The sequence below is a fragment of the Halomonas halodenitrificans DSM 735 genome, from assembly GCF_000620045.1.
Taxonomy (GTDB): domain Bacteria; phylum Pseudomonadota; class Gammaproteobacteria; order Pseudomonadales; family Halomonadaceae; genus Halomonas; species Halomonas halodenitrificans.
Genome location: NZ_JHVH01000022.1, coordinates 1 through 13,326 on the forward strand (window position 1 = coordinate 1; position 13,326 = coordinate 13,326).

Genomic DNA, 13,326 nt, shown 5'->3' on the forward strand with positions numbered 1-13,326 from the left:
TAGGGGTGGTGATCAGTTTTCGCCAAGAGGGTGATGAAGCCCCTGAAGAGCCGATGATCCGCTACTACATCAGTTCAGCCGAGTTGACCGCCAAAAAGCTCGCTGAAGCAGCTCGACAGCACTGGCATATTGAGGCCAAGCTCCACTGGTCTTTGGACGTGGCGCTTCGTGAGGATGCCTGCAAAATCCACCGCGGACAGGCGGCGGAAAATCTCGCCAGGGTCCGACATATTGCGCTGAATTACCTGAAAGGAGAGAAATCTTTCAAGGGCGGAATTCGGCGGAAACAGAAGAAAGCGGCATTGGTTGAGACATATCTTGCTGACATTCTCGCGGTCTGAAAGTTTTCATGCGTTTTCCCTGCTTCAATGACCGACTGGCCTTGGCGCTGGCCAAGCAGGAGTCTTGTCCACTGCTTACCGGAGACCAAAACCTACGACTGCTTGCGGTTCGAGAGCAGGCAGGGGTGCGCGGTACGATCTGGATCCTCACTGAGCTGGTTGAGTTCGGGCAGGTGAGCAAAGAAGCCGCGCATGCGGCACTGGTAATGATGAAGCAGCGTGATCGACGCTTGCCCTGGGACAAGGCGCGCAAGTACATCGACGATGCGACATTTGGCATCAAGAAGCGCACCGATACCTCTTGATCTATGGCAATTCAGCTGGTCTGGTGCCGCGCTTCATCACTGGTCCGTTATCCACCATTGGGCCAATATCACCGGGCAGCTGAATATGCTGGTGGTGGCCAAGGAAGAGGGCAGTGTGGACGGGGAAACCGCTTATCGATACACAGGGAGAGGTCAATGACAACCGTGCTTATCACCGGCGGCGCCGGCTATATCGGCTCCCATACCGTGCTGGCCCTGCTGGAAGCGGGGCATGAAGTGGTGGTGCTGGATAACCTCTGCAACGCCTCCCGGGAGTCGCTGCGCCGGGTGGAGCGACTGAGCGGGCGCACGCCGGCCTTCGTGCAGGGCGATATTCGCGACCGCGCCCTGCTGGATCGCCTGTTCCACGAGCATGCGGTAAGCGCGGTGATTCACTTCGCCGGGCTCAAGTCCGTGGGGGAGAGCGTGGCGCAGCCGCTCGCCTACTACGAGAACAACGTCGCCGGCACCCTGACCCTGTGCCAGGCCATGCAGGCCGCCGGGGTCACGCGGCTGGTCTTCAGCTCGTCGGCCACCGTGTATGGCGATGGCCACCCCATGCCGCTGCATGAGGGGCTGCCCACCGGGCAGCCCACCAACCCCTACGGTCGCTCCAAGCTGATGGTGGAGGAGCTGCTTGGCGATCTCGCCGCCTCGGACGCGAGCTGGTCCATCGGCCTGCTGCGCTACTTCAACCCCGTGGGGGCGCATCCGAGCGGGGAGATCGGGGAAGACCCCCGGGGCATTCCCAACAACCTGCTGCCCTATGTGGCCCAGGTCGCCGTGGGGCGCCGTGAGCGGCTGGCCGTCTACGGCGACGACTACGCCACCCCGGATGGCACCGGCGTGCGCGATTACATTCATGTGATGGATCTCGCCGCGGGGCATCTCTGTGCCCTGAATGCCCTGGGGGAGCGTGAGGGCGTGCATATCTGGAACCTGGGCACCGGCCAGGGCCACTCGGTGCTCGAGGTGGTCAGGGCCTTCGAGCGGGCCTCGGGGCGGGCGGTGCCTTTCCGCATCGAGCCCCGCCGGGCCGGCGACGTGGCCGCCTGCTGGGCCGATGCGGCGCTCGCCGAGCGTGAGCTGGGGTGGAAGGCGGAGCGCGGCTTGGAAGAGATGATGGCCGATACCTGGCGCTGGCAGCGGCAGAATCCCCAGGGGTATTCTCAAGATGATTAAATATCATAGAATTCGTGAAGGTAAACAGCATGCATGAAATTTGTATTATTTTATTCGGCGTTCTGAATGTCGTTATCCTGTTTTATGTTAGAGAAAAGTTTAAAAATTTTGAGGATGTATGGCTTGTGCCACTCATCATTCTTTTTATTTATTTTTTTCTTAACGTTTTTTTGCACGAAAGTGTTGACTTGTTGAACAGTTTTGGAACGCCGGAATATCGAAAGTACTTATCAGATACGTTAGTTGAGCCTATGATTGTTGTTTGGTCTGTAATCTTAGGGGCAGTGTTTTTTTCTAAAAGACATGATGAAAGAAAAAATCAGTATTCATACAATGTTAAGATAATTGAAAAAAAGCAATGAGATTTAGTTCTTCAGTTATTTATTGCCTTGCTTGATTGTTCTTATTATAAATTAAGGATTCTCTCCTTTTTTGGGATATTTATCAGGAAGCCTATGACCCGTTACGAAACGCTCCAGGCCGAGCTTGCGGCCGCGCCGCGCAGCTGGCTGGTGACCGGCTGCGCCGGCTTTATCGGCAGCAACCTGCTGGAAACCCTGCTCCGGCTCGACCAGCGGGTGGTGGGGCTGGATAACTTCGCCACCGGCTTTCAGGCCAACCTGGATGAGGTGCGCTCGCTGGTCGGCGCCGAGCAGTGGGCGCGCTTCACCTTTATCGAGGGCGATATTTGCGATCTCGAGACTTGCCGCGAGGCGATGCTGGTCGATGAGCAACCGGTGGACCATGTGCTGCACCAGGCGGCACTGGGCTCGGTGCCGCGCTCCATCGCCGACCCGATCGCTACCAATGCGGCCAATATCACCGGGCACCTGAACATGCTGGTGGCGGCCAAGGATGCCGGAGTGCAGAGCTTCGTGTATGCCGCCTCCAGCTCCACCTACGGCGACCATCCGGCGCTGCCCAAGGTGGAGGAGCGCATCGGCAAGCCGCTCTCACCCTATGCGGTGACCAAGGTGGTCAACGAGATGTATGCCGACGTCTTCGCCGGTACCTACGGCTTCAAGGCCACGGGGCTGCGCTACTTCAACGTGTTCGGCCGGCGCCAGAACCCCAATGGCGCCTATGCGGCGGTGATTCCCAAGTGGGCCGGGGCCATGCTCACCGACGAGACGCTGTATATCAACGGCGACGGCGAGACCAGCCGCGACTTCTGCTATATCGACAATGCGGTGCAGGCCAACCTGCTGGCGGCCACCGCCGATGAGGCGGCCCAGGGCGAGGTCTACAACGTGGCGGTAAGCGGGCGTACCACCCTCAATCAGCTGTTCGAATACCTGCGCGAGGCCCTGGCCGAGCAGGGCGTGACCTACGCCCAGGACCCCACCTACCGCGACTTTCGCCCCGGCGATGTGCGCCACTCCCAGGCCGATATCGGCAAGGCGGCCCGGCTGCTGGGCTACGACCCCAGCCACACCATCGTCGAGGGCATCAGTGAGGCGATGCCGTGGTATCTCGACCACTTCCACAACGCCTGATCGGGGACAGTCCCACTCGTTATTATCCGAAGCCTGGCGTTCTGCCGGGCTTCGCTGTTTTCGGGGGTGCCCTTGCCCTGGGCAACCCCTGTATTCTTATCCGATTAACAGCAATCGCAGTCAGGGATCTTCAATGGTGAACATGGACAATGTGCGTCTGGGCGTGATCGGCCTGGGTTATGTGGGCCTGCCGCTGGCGGTGGAGTTCGGCAAGGTGCTGCCCACCGTGGGCTTCGATATCAATGCCAGGCGCATCGGTGAGCTGCGCGACGGGGTGGATCATACCCTGGAGGTGGAGCCGGAACTGCTGGCCGAGGCGAGCCAGCTGAGTTTCGAGAGTGACATCGAGGCGCTCAGGGCGTGCAACGTGTATATCGTCACCGTGCCGACGCCCATCGATGACAACCGCAGCCCGGACCTGACCCCCCTGATCAAGGCCAGCGAGACCCTGGGCCGGGTGGTGAGCCAGGGCGATGTGGTGATCTATGAGTCCACCGTCTACCCGGGTGCCACCGAGGAGGCGTGTATCCCGGTGGTGGAGCGGGTCTCGGGCCTTGTCTACAACCGCGACTTCTTCGCCGGTTACAGCCCCGAGCGCATCAACCCGGGCGACAAGGAGCACCGGGTCACCACCATCATGAAGGTGACCTCGGGCTCGACGCCGGAGGTGGCGGAGTTCGTCGATGCGCTCTATCGCCGGGTGATCACCGCCGGTACCCACCTGGCCAGCTCCATCGCCGTGGCCGAGGCGGCCAAGGTGATCGAGAATACCCAGCGCGACGTCAATATCGCCCTGGTCAACGAGCTGGCAGTGATCTTCAATCGCCTGGGGATCGATACCGAGGAGGTGTTACAGGCCGCCGGCACCAAGTGGAACTTCCTGCCGTTTCGCCCGGGGCTGGTGGGTGGCCACTGCATCGGCGTGGACCCCTACTACCTGACCCACAAGGCCCAGCAGGTGGGTTACCACCCGGAGATGATCCTGGCTGGGCGGCGGCTCAACGATGGCATGGGGGCCTATGTGGCCAGCCAGCTGATCAAGCAGATGATCAAGCGGCGCATCCACGTGGAAGGCGCCCGAGTGCTGGTGATGGGCCTCACCTTCAAGGAGAACTGCCCGGACCTGCGCAACACCCGGGTGGTGGATATCATCGCTGAGCTCGCTGACTACAACATCGCGGTCGACGTCCATGACCCCCAGGTCAACAAGGACGAGGCCGAGGCGGAATACGGCATCCGCCCGGTGAATGCACCGGACACCGGCGCCTACGACGCCATGATCCTCGCCGTCGCCCATCGCGAGTTCAAGGCGCTTGGCGCCGACGGCATCCGCGCCTGGGGCAAGCCCCAGCACGTGCTCTACGACCTCAAGTACGCCCTCGACAAGGACAGCGTCGATCTGCGGCTGTAGTACGGGGACATGTAGCACGGGGACCGTCCCCCAACCCCGGGGACAGTCCCCGTTGCAGATGGGGACGGTCCCCGTAGCCACTGCGGTGGTGTGATAGGATAAGACCCCTCTAGAGGGTGGGGCCTGACCCAGAGTTGACTTCGAAGCCGCCGTCTCGCCAATGCGAGGCGGCGGCTTTTGCGTTGTTAGGAGAGCGTATATGTACGACCTGCTGAAGGTGCTGGTGGCCAACCTGCTGATGCCACTGCCGGTGAGTCTGGGGTTGGGTGCCCTGGGGCTACTCCTGCTGCGCTGGCGACGGCTGGGGGGTGTGGTCATTGCCGTGGGGCTTGGGATATTGCTGTTGGCGAGTTGGCCGCCGGTGGCGGATCGTCTGCTGGCGCCGCTGGAGAGCCGCCATTCGGCGCTGGGTATGCTGCCCGAAGACCCTGACCTGGCGGCGGTGGTGGTGCTGGGGGGCGGCTGGGAGCCTGATTCGCCGCGCTCGACGGTGGGGCGCCTGAGTGATAGCTCGGCGCTTCGGCTGGTGGAGGGCATTCGCCTCTGGCGCCAGCGGCCCGAGCTACCACTGATCGTTACCGGGGCCAGTCGCGATCCCGAGGTCGCGCCGGTCGCCCTGGGGTATGCCGCCGCGGCGGTGGATCTCGGGGTGCCGGCGGCCCGGCTGGTGGTGCTCGATTCCCCCACGGATACCGGCCGGGAGGCACGCGCCGTGAGTGACGCATTGGGGGAGGGGAGTCGCGTGGTGGTGGTCACCTCGGCCTCGCATATGCCCCGCGCCATGTATCACTTTCGGCAGGCAGGGTTGGAGCCGCTGGCGGCCCCCACCCACTACCTTGCCCGCCATCAGCGCACCGGACAGTTACAGGAGTGGGTACCCTCGGCCAGCGAACTGCGCAAGACCGAGCGCGCGCTCTACGAAACCCTGGGCCTGCTGGCGGTGGGCTGGGAGCACTGAGCCCCGGGGACAGTCCCCCAAGCCCATAACGCTTCTACACATGTCGCAAGGGCATTGACGCGGGCTGAGTGCAGAAGGGTGGCTGAATTCGTCAGAATCCTGTGCAAGAATTGGGGCGTCTGCATGGGCTCCTCGGCATATTGTTTGTTTGGCGATTAACAACATGCCTGCCCATGCAGACTTTTTTCAATCCTAATGTACTGATTTCCTTCTTCTATTCGTGGGGAGGCCTCAGGGACAGTCCCTTTTAGTCCCCTTTAACTCAACAAGAATCATGGCCTATGTACAAGATATTCGAAACGGTAGATGAGGTGTCCCGGTACACCGCTCAGCGGCTGCTGGATACGATCCTGGCCAAGCCCGAGGCGGTGCTGGGTCTGGCCACGGGCGGGACCATGGAGCCGGTGTATGCCCAATTGGTGGGGATGCTGGAACAGTCCGCCGTGGATCTATCACGGTTGACGACCTTCAACCTGGACGAGTATATCGGCCTTTCGGCGTCGCATGCGCAGAGCTACCGCTACTACATGGGTCAGCACCTGTTCGACAGGCTGAGTCTGCCCCGGGAGAGTGTGCATCTGCCCGATGGCAACGCCGAGGATGTCGACGCGGCCTGTCGGGCCTATTCCACGGCCATTCAGGCCGCAGGCGGGCTCGACCTGCAGCTGCTGGGTATCGGCTCGAATGGCCATATCGGCTTTAACGAACCCCATACCGATTTCAGTTGTCGCACCCATGTCATCGCGCTTTCCGAGCAGACGCGGCGCGATAATGGCCGCTTCTTCAGCGACCAGAGCGAGGTGCCCACCCATGCGCTGACGCTCGGCATCCAGGACATCCTGGAGGCCGAGGAGATCATGCTGGTGGCCACGGGCTCCAAGAAAGCCGCCATCATGGCCGAGCTATATCATGGCGGCGTGGATGAGGCCTTGCCCGCCTCGGCGCTGAAGCAGCACCACAATGTGACGATCGTGATGGATAGCCAAGCGGCGGCGCTGCTGCCGCGGCAGGAAGAGGGCGGCGCCGCGTAAGGGGAGGGTCCCCCTTCGGGGCGGTGTCGCGATACCCTGGCAGCGAACTTCCTGATGGAGAGACCGCATGGCCGATATTCGCCTGCGCATCGAGCTGCTCAATACCGACCCGCTGGTCTGGCGCCGCGTGGTAGTGCCGGAGCAGATCAACTTGCACCGCCTCCACGAACTCATCCAGGACGTGATGATTTGGGGCGATTGTCATCTCTACGAGTTCGAGTGCAACGGCCGCTACTACGGCGAATCCGACGAGTGGGGCGACGGCGCCATCGCCCTGGCACGTAATGCCAAGCTCAAGGCGGTTGCGACGCGTGCCAAGGATAATGTCTTCCACTATCTCTACGACTTTGGCGATGACTGGAAGCATCGCATCGTGATCGAGGCGACGGGGCTGGAGGAGACCAACCCCTGCCCGCAGTTTATCGATGGCGCCATGGCCTGCCCGCCGGAGGATATCGGCGGAACGATCGGCTATGCAGCGCTGAAGGCGGCCGCCGCCGGCAAGAAGGATAAGCTCGGCCAGGAGCTGTTGGAGATGGTGGGTGACGAGTTCGACCCCAAGGCGCTGGATAAGGAGGAGCTCGCCGAGATGCTCGAGCCCTTTCAGGCGGGCTTCCGACGCTTGGGGGAAGCGCCCGGCGAGCCACGCTAGGCGGGACAGTCCCCCAACCCCGGGGACAGTCCCCCAACCTCGGGGACAGTCCCCTTTTAACCCCCGGGGACAGTCCCCGTCCCTATCAGAGTCGTTGCCGCCAGGCCTCGCTGCCGAAGAGCCGGCCGCTACGAGTCTGTTGGCGTATATCCTCGAGGGTGGTGTCGTGGAGGGGGCTTTCGAACAGCTGTCGATAGTGGTGCTGGCGCTGTTCGGGGTGGTGGGCGCTGTCCAGATAGAGCGTGTGGGGTGTGATCACCGGGTCGTCTCGGCCAAGGGCGTTGGCGGCGTAGCTCGACCAGCGGTACTCCTCGGGTCGCTGGACCATGCCGGCCCGCACCGGGTTCAGTTCGATATAGCGGTAGCAGGCGAAGAGGTAGGCTTCTTCGCCCACCAGGCAGGAGTGGTAGCGACCCTGAAAGAGTCTGCCGCTACGCTCATGGCGCTTGTTGAAGTACTGCACATAGCGTTGCCCGAGGCGCTTCATCATCTCGCTGATGTCGTGAGGGTCCTGGCGGGGCGAGGCGAGTAGGTGCACATGGTTGGTCATCAACACATAGGCGTGTATATCCACCCGGTGCAGCTGGCGCGCCTCGTCGAGCAGTTCCAGATAGCGCTCGGCATCGCTGTGAAAGCGAAAGCAGATCCCGCGGTTATTGCCGCGTTGCACCAGATGCATCGGTGTGTTCGGCAGGAGTAGCCGCGCTCTGCGAGGCATGATCGCTCCCCTCCCATGACGAGCGGTGGTTCAAATCAGTGTAGCCGAGCCCCTCCCTTTCGGGGACAGTCCCCCAACCCCGGGGACAGTCCCCTTTTGACTCCCTTTTGACTCTCGGGGACAGTCCCCTTTTGACTCTGTCGGCATATGGAGACAGAAAAATCGTTGAATCTGTGGCGAGGTCGTTTCACGACTTCGTCAACGTTGCGGCGTTGATGGTCAGGCTGGCGTGAGGGCACTAAAGGAGGGTGATAATACTGCATTAAAATCAGCGGATTGACGGTAATCTGGTCATGGCTTGCCGAGTGGCCGTGCGCATGGTGATACACGGTGAAAGGGGCGTCATGCGCTCATTCAAAGGTGTATTTTATCTGCGACACTGATGTTTTCTTTTACTACAGTGAGTAACAGTAAAGTAAATGCCCTGTGCTGACCGGGTAGATCTTGGCGTAGACACCCTGCTTTATTGCATATGCGTCAAGGTGTGAGTCATCCAGTGGGTCCGATAGGGCCAAGAAGGTTTCTCCATGCCGTCAGTGTTGTCAAAGCTGTTCGGGTTGTCTCGCCCCACCAAGCGGACCCTGGAGGTGGTGGGAGACACTGTTCTCATTATCGCCAGCTTCCTGGGGGCAATGTGGCTGAGGCTCGATAGCGTCGATTTTCTCGGCCGGCCTGGCGTCTGGCTGGCGCTGCCGGTAGTGGTACCCATCAGCGTCGCCCTGTTCGCATGGCTTGGCTTCTACCGAACGATCATTCGTCACCTGGGCCTGGAAACCATCCAGACAATTTTGATCGGTGTGGTGGCCTCCTCCGGAGTACTCGGCGTGACGGTTTGGTGGTTCGGTCTCCCGATTCCCGGTTCGGTCCCCGTGCTCTATGCCATGCTGACACTGCTCACGGTCGGTGGTGCCCGGTTCGGGCTGTATTATTGCTATCTGCGTCAGCAACAGCTGCACAAGAAGCGCGTACTGATCTACGGTGCCGGGGCGGCCGGTCGCCAGCTGGTCATGTCGCTTCGCCATGGTCGCGAATACGAGCCCGTTGCCTTCCTGGACTTCGCCCCCCGTCTCCAGGGGAGTCATGTCCAGGGGCTCAAGGTCTACCCGCCGGAAGCGTGTAGCCGCCTCATAGAGGCCTACGGTGTCGAGATGTTTCTCCTGGCCATTCCCGGGGCCACGCGTGCGCGGCGCCAGGAAATCATCGAGTCCGTCGAGACGCTGAAGATTCCGGTCCAGACCGTTCCCGACATCGCCGATGTGGTATCGGGCAAGGCTAAGGTAACCGAGTTACAGGACGTGGCGATCGAAGACCTGCTGGGCCGGGACCCCATTCCGCCCGATTCGTCGCTGATGGGCGCCGATATCACCGACAAGGTGGTCATGGTCACGGGGGCCGGCGGTTCCATCGGTAGTGAGCTCAGCCGCCAGATTCTCAGGCAGCACCCGCGCCAGCTTCTGCTGGTGGATGTGTCGGAATATTCGCTCTACCTCATAGAGCAGGATATTACACAGTTGAAGCTGAAAGAGGGGCAAGAGGTCTCGTGCCTTCCCATTCTTGCCTCGGTGCGTGATGGCGAGCGCCTCGAGGCGCTCATGCGGATGTTTGGTGTCGACACGATCTATCATGCCGCGGCGTACAAGCATGTGCCCCTGGTGGAGCAGAACATGGCCGAGGGCATTCGCAACAATGTCTTCGGCACACTGGCCATGGCCAAGGCCGCCGTGTCGGCGGGGGTCGGAAGGGTGGTGTTGATCTCCACGGACAAGGCCGTGCGACCGACCAACATGATGGGAGCCACCAAGCGCATGGCCGAACTGGTCTGCCAGGCTCTCGCCCGGCGGCAGTCTGCTACCTGTTTCTCGATGGTGCGATTCGGCAATGTGCTGGATTCTTCCGGCTCCGTCGTTCCCTTGTTTCGCCAGCAGATCGAAACGGGAGGGCCCATTACCGTGACCCACCCTGATGTCACCCGCTACTTCATGACCATCCCCGAAGCGGCCCAGCTGGTGATCCAGGCGGGCGCCATGTCCCAGGGTGGCGATGTGTTCATCCTGGATATGGGGCAGCCGATCAAGATCGTGGATCTGGCCCATCGCATGATTCGCCTGAGCGGGTTGCAGCCCTACTACCTCGATGCCGGCGCCTCGAATGACGATGCGGTGCTCGCCACGCCATCCGCCACTCCCGGCAGGAAAGGCGATATCGCCATAAAGTTCACCGGCCTGCGCCCCGGAGAGAAGCTCTATGAAGAGCTGCTGATCGCCGAGGCCGTAGAGTATACGGCCCACCCACGGATCATGACGGCCAACGAGACAATGCTCGAGTGGGACGCGCTACAGGCGTCGCTTCAGGCACTCGATGGGGCCTGCCAGCGCCAGGATATGGATCGGGTCCGCGAGATTCTCTTTTCCGTTCCGGTCGGCTACGTCCCCGAGCACGAGGTGGTAGATATCGGTTGGGTGCAGCGGGCGCCTCGCGCCAAGACCTCGGACCAGGCGACGACCACCGAATCGCCGGTGGCCATCGAATTGCTCCAGGGCACGGCCGAAGCGTCTCCCGCCTGGAAGGGCGTGCAGGCACCGGGAAGCTGACGGCCGCCTGCGCTCGGTGCTGGCCTGGAGTGGAGAGGGCGCCGCCGATCTGCCGCAAGGCTAGCAGGAACGAATAACTATCGCCGGCTGGTGAGGTCCGCTTTTCGGACTAACGGCGACAAGATGACTGACAGGCCTCGAGGATGCGCCAACACCTCGTGGCGGTAGCGTGGGAGAGACATAAAACGACCGATGCGCTTCATTTATCTGGGCCCTGCTTGGGTCAAGGGCGCCGCGACGCCATGAGCAGTGCCGTACTGCAGCGGATGCGTGACCGCACCCGGGCGTTTGGCAATAGCCACTTCGTGCGCAATGTCATCACGGTGGCAACGGGTATCGCGGCGGCGCAGGCGATATCGCTGATCTTTGCCCCCTTCCTCACCCGGTTGTATGGCCCTGAAGCCTTCGGGGCCCTGGCTGCCTTTACGGCAGTGGTCAATATCATCACCCCCTTGGCCACGCTGGGCTATGCCAACGCCATCGTCATGCCCGCCACGGAGGAGGGGGCGACGGCGGTTGCGCGCCTGTCTCTGGTATCTGCCGCCATCGTGGCGCCCATGGTGCTTCTCGCCGTGACTCTCTTCGAGGGGCAGCTGGCCAGCTGGACCGGGCTGGCATCGACGCCAGGCTTGCTGTACCTGATCCCGCTCTACCTCGTGATGGCGGCGCTACTGTCGGTCGCCGACCAGACGGCCATCCGCGAGGGGCTGTTCAAGGCGAAAGCGGTCGCCTATGTCGGCAGCACGCTGCTGGTGAATATCGGTAAGCTCGCCAGCGGCTTTCTGGCACCCTCGGGACTGGTTCTTATCCTGTTCCTGATGGTGGTCAAGACGCTTAACTTTCTGCTGTTATTGGCACGCGTACCAAAGCAAGGGGCCTTCGAAGCAAGGCGCTGGTTTGGTGCTGACGGTATTCGCCATGCCGCTTCTGAGCAGCGTGACTTCCTGATATATCGGATGCCGCAGAGCATCATCAATGCCGTTTCATTCGGTTTTCCCGTGCTGGCCCTGTCGGCTCTTTTTGGTGCTTCAGTAGCGGGGCAGTACTCGATAGCCACTCTGGTGCTCGGTGGTCCCATCATGCTGCTTGGGCAGTCGGTACTGGAGGTGTTCTTTCCTCGGATTACCGAGGTGGTGAGGAAGCATCCAGGAGGTGCCGTGACGCATATCCGGCAAGCAACGCTTGGCATGTTGCTGATCGGTGCGGTTCCTTTTGGAATCATCGTCTTGTGGGGTGATGTGATCTTCCCCCTGGTATTCGGAGAGGAGTGGTTGCGTGCAGGTGAGTACTCCAGATGGATTGCCCTGTGGATGGCCAGCGTGCTGGCGACCCGGCCTGCCGTGGCGGCGATGCCGGCGCTGCGACTTCAGCGCGAACTCCTTGTCTATGAAGTTATTATCACCTTCGCTCGAATCGTTTCACTGCTGGCTGCCGCCAGGCTGGGAGGCGATCTTATGGCCATCGCGGTATTTTCGCTCGTCAATGTGGTGGGGTATGGCGCCCTGTTCCTGGTTGTCCATCGGCGGGCGTCAGACATCAGGCTAGAACAACAACATGCTGGCTGAGATCAAGGCGAGGATCCCGGTCCCCTTAAAGGTGGCCGCAAGAAGAGTGTTGTGTACCGAATACATGAACCTTCCCGATGCGCCCCGAATCTTCGTGTTTCTTGCCGCCGACTACGGCAATATTGGCGATCTGGCGATCTCTGCCGCACAGCAGGGATTCCTGGCTCGGCTCGTACCCGGCCATCGAATCGTGCCGGTTCCCATCAGCAGGACCCGTGAGGTGATCCACTCTCTACGCCGACAGGTGAGACCAGATGATCTGGTGATGACGGTGGGCGGCGGCAACATGGGCTCGCTCTATCCGGATATCGAGGCGTTGCGGCAACTGGTCATCCGCTCGTTTCCCGATAACCGGATCGTCTGTTTTCCGCAAACGCTTGACTGGGACGATAGCCAGGCATCGCGGAAAACCTTGACGCGTATTGTGCGCACCTATTCCCGCCACCCGGATATCCATGTGTTTGCGCGTGAGTCCGTTACCCGTGCCAAGCTGGAAGCGATGTTTGCCGGGCATGCGAACGTGACGGTTGGCTACTCGCCAGACATCGTACTGAGTGCATCCGCCGCTGATCTCGGTGTGAGTGTAGGCTGTCAGCACTCCGGCATCCTGTTGTGTATGCGCGACGATCGCGAGCGTGCCCTCGACGCTAAACAGCGTGAGCGGGTGGCGGCTGCCCTGGACGGCACAGGGTTGGCGGTGGAGACCACCGATACCCATGTCGGCGGCTCGCGTCTCGATGAAGCGCGTTGTGCGCAGTTACTGGCCGACAAGCTTGGTCAGTTTGGCGCGTCCAGGCTTGTCGTTACCGATCGCCTGCACGGCATGATCCTGGCGGTGGTGGCTGGCACGCCCTGTCTGGTGTTGCCCAACGCCAACCACAAGATTCGTCAGACCTGGCTCGACTGGCTCGTCGACCAGCCAGGGATAACGTTCCTGGCGCCGGATGAGTTCGAGACGCTGCCGGCAGCCATCGAGGCGTTGCTCGCTGGTGAGCGGCCTGAGCCGGGCCGCTCACCGGTCGATCCCAGCCGCTACGACGCCCTGCGACAGGCCCTGGTTCTATCATGAGGGATGC

The 13,326-nt window shown here is 61.4% G+C and carries 13 protein-coding genes; 12 read left to right on the forward strand and 1 reads right to left on the reverse strand.

Going from position 1 to position 13,326, the window contains the following annotated elements:
• The 9 genes from Q358_RS0110860 to Q358_RS17225 all read left to right on the forward strand — a co-directional run.
• The coding region (locus Q358_RS0110860; protein WP_156940894.1) for an ISAs1 family transposase at window positions 1–341 on the forward strand (341 nt) is incomplete at its 5' end.
• Window positions 342–349: 8 nt separating this feature from the next.
• Entirely contained in the window at window positions 350–646 is a 297-nt protein-coding gene (locus Q358_RS17220; RefSeq protein ID WP_051530325.1) for a PIN domain-containing protein, read from the forward strand.
• 156 nt (window positions 647–802) lie between these two features.
• Window positions 803–1,828 carry a UDP-glucose 4-epimerase GalE gene (galE, locus tag Q358_RS0110870; protein WP_027962050.1) on the forward strand — a complete coding sequence of 342 codons (1,026 nt, stop codon included), beginning with the start codon at window positions 803–805 and terminating at the stop codon, window positions 1,826–1,828.
• A gap of 29 nt (window positions 1,829–1,857) precedes the next feature.
• Window positions 1,858–2,190 (forward strand): hypothetical protein, encoded by a 333-nt coding sequence (locus tag Q358_RS18595; RefSeq protein WP_156940895.1) that lies wholly within the window; start codon window positions 1,858–1,860, stop codon window positions 2,188–2,190.
• Window positions 2,191–2,283: 93 nt separating this feature from the next.
• Window positions 2,284–3,324, forward strand: coding sequence for an NAD-dependent epimerase/dehydratase family protein (locus Q358_RS0110875; protein ID WP_027962051.1), 1,041 nt, complete (start codon window positions 2,284–2,286; stop codon window positions 3,322–3,324).
• Window positions 3,325–3,457: 133 nt separating this feature from the next.
• A complete protein-coding gene (tviB, locus tag Q358_RS0110880; RefSeq protein WP_169735516.1) occupies window positions 3,458–4,735 on the forward strand; it encodes a Vi polysaccharide biosynthesis UDP-N-acetylglucosamine C-6 dehydrogenase TviB in 1,278 nt (425 codons plus the stop codon).
• 199 nt (window positions 4,736–4,934) lie between these two features.
• Window positions 4,935–5,693: an ElyC/SanA/YdcF family protein gene (locus tag Q358_RS19055; RefSeq protein WP_027962053.1), complete on the forward strand. Its 759-nt coding sequence runs from the start codon at window positions 4,935–4,937 to the stop codon at window positions 5,691–5,693.
• Between the two features lie 281 nt (window positions 5,694–5,974).
• Window positions 5,975–6,724 (forward strand): glucosamine-6-phosphate deaminase, encoded by a 750-nt coding sequence (gene nagB / locus Q358_RS0110890; protein WP_027962054.1) that lies wholly within the window; start codon window positions 5,975–5,977, stop codon window positions 6,722–6,724.
• A 67-nt stretch (window positions 6,725–6,791) separates the two neighbouring features.
• Window positions 6,792–7,376 (forward strand): plasmid pRiA4b ORF-3 family protein, encoded by a 585-nt coding sequence (locus Q358_RS17225; RefSeq protein WP_043488149.1) that lies wholly within the window; start codon window positions 6,792–6,794, stop codon window positions 7,374–7,376.
• Window positions 7,377–7,461: 85 nt separating this feature from the next.
• Here Q358_RS17225 and Q358_RS17230 read toward each other — a convergent pair whose 3' ends face one another.
• Window positions 7,462–8,094: a transposase gene (locus Q358_RS17230; protein ID WP_043488162.1), complete on the reverse strand. Its 633-nt coding sequence runs from the start codon at window positions 8,092–8,094 to the stop codon at window positions 7,462–7,464.
• Window positions 8,095–8,621: 527 nt separating this feature from the next.
• Between Q358_RS17230 and Q358_RS17235 the strand changes: the two genes are divergently transcribed.
• From Q358_RS17235 to Q358_RS0110915, 3 genes are all read left to right on the forward strand, one after another.
• Window positions 8,622–10,685, forward strand: a complete 2,064-nt coding sequence (locus Q358_RS17235; RefSeq protein ID WP_084286524.1) for a polysaccharide biosynthesis protein — start codon at window positions 8,622–8,624, stop codon at window positions 10,683–10,685.
• Between the two features lie 242 nt (window positions 10,686–10,927).
• Window positions 10,928–12,250: a lipopolysaccharide biosynthesis protein gene (locus Q358_RS17240; RefSeq protein ID WP_169735517.1), complete on the forward strand. Its 1,323-nt coding sequence runs from the start codon at window positions 10,928–10,930 to the stop codon at window positions 12,248–12,250.
• On the forward strand, window positions 12,240–13,319 hold the full coding sequence (locus tag Q358_RS0110915) for a polysaccharide pyruvyl transferase family protein (RefSeq protein ID WP_027962055.1): 1,080 nt from the start codon (window positions 12,240–12,242) through the stop codon (window positions 13,317–13,319). The genes Q358_RS17240 and Q358_RS0110915 overlap by 11 nt, the downstream gene beginning before the upstream one ends.
• Window positions 13,320–13,326 lie beyond the last annotated feature (7 nt).

Bases quoted from the DNA above. Each gene is read 5' to 3' on its own strand.
- Q358_RS17220 (WP_051530325.1), top strand. From the start codon at position 350: ATGCGTTTTCCCTGCTTCAATGACCGACTGGCCTTGGCGCTGGCCAAG.
- galE (WP_027962050.1), top strand. From the start codon at position 803: ATGACAACCGTGCTTATCACCGGCGGCGCCGGCTATATCGGCTCCCAT.
- Q358_RS18595 (WP_156940895.1), top strand. From the start codon at position 1,858: ATGCATGAAATTTGTATTATTTTATTCGGCGTTCTGAATGTCGTTATC.
- Q358_RS0110875 (WP_027962051.1), top strand. From the start codon at position 2,284: ATGACCCGTTACGAAACGCTCCAGGCCGAGCTTGCGGCCGCGCCGCGC.
- tviB (WP_169735516.1), top strand. From the start codon at position 3,458: ATGGTGAACATGGACAATGTGCGTCTGGGCGTGATCGGCCTGGGTTAT.
- Q358_RS19055 (WP_027962053.1), top strand. From the start codon at position 4,935: ATGTACGACCTGCTGAAGGTGCTGGTGGCCAACCTGCTGATGCCACTG.
- nagB (WP_027962054.1), top strand. From the start codon at position 5,975: ATGTACAAGATATTCGAAACGGTAGATGAGGTGTCCCGGTACACCGCT.
- Q358_RS17225 (WP_043488149.1), top strand. From the start codon at position 6,792: ATGGCCGATATTCGCCTGCGCATCGAGCTGCTCAATACCGACCCGCTG.
- Q358_RS17230 (WP_043488162.1), bottom strand. From the start codon at position 8,094: ATGCCTCGCAGAGCGCGGCTACTCCTGCCGAACACACCGATGCATCTG.
- Q358_RS17235 (WP_084286524.1), top strand. From the start codon at position 8,622: ATGCCGTCAGTGTTGTCAAAGCTGTTCGGGTTGTCTCGCCCCACCAAG.
- Q358_RS17240 (WP_169735517.1), top strand. From the start codon at position 10,928: ATGAGCAGTGCCGTACTGCAGCGGATGCGTGACCGCACCCGGGCGTTT.
- Q358_RS0110915 (WP_027962055.1), top strand. From the start codon at position 12,240: ATGCTGGCTGAGATCAAGGCGAGGATCCCGGTCCCCTTAAAGGTGGCC.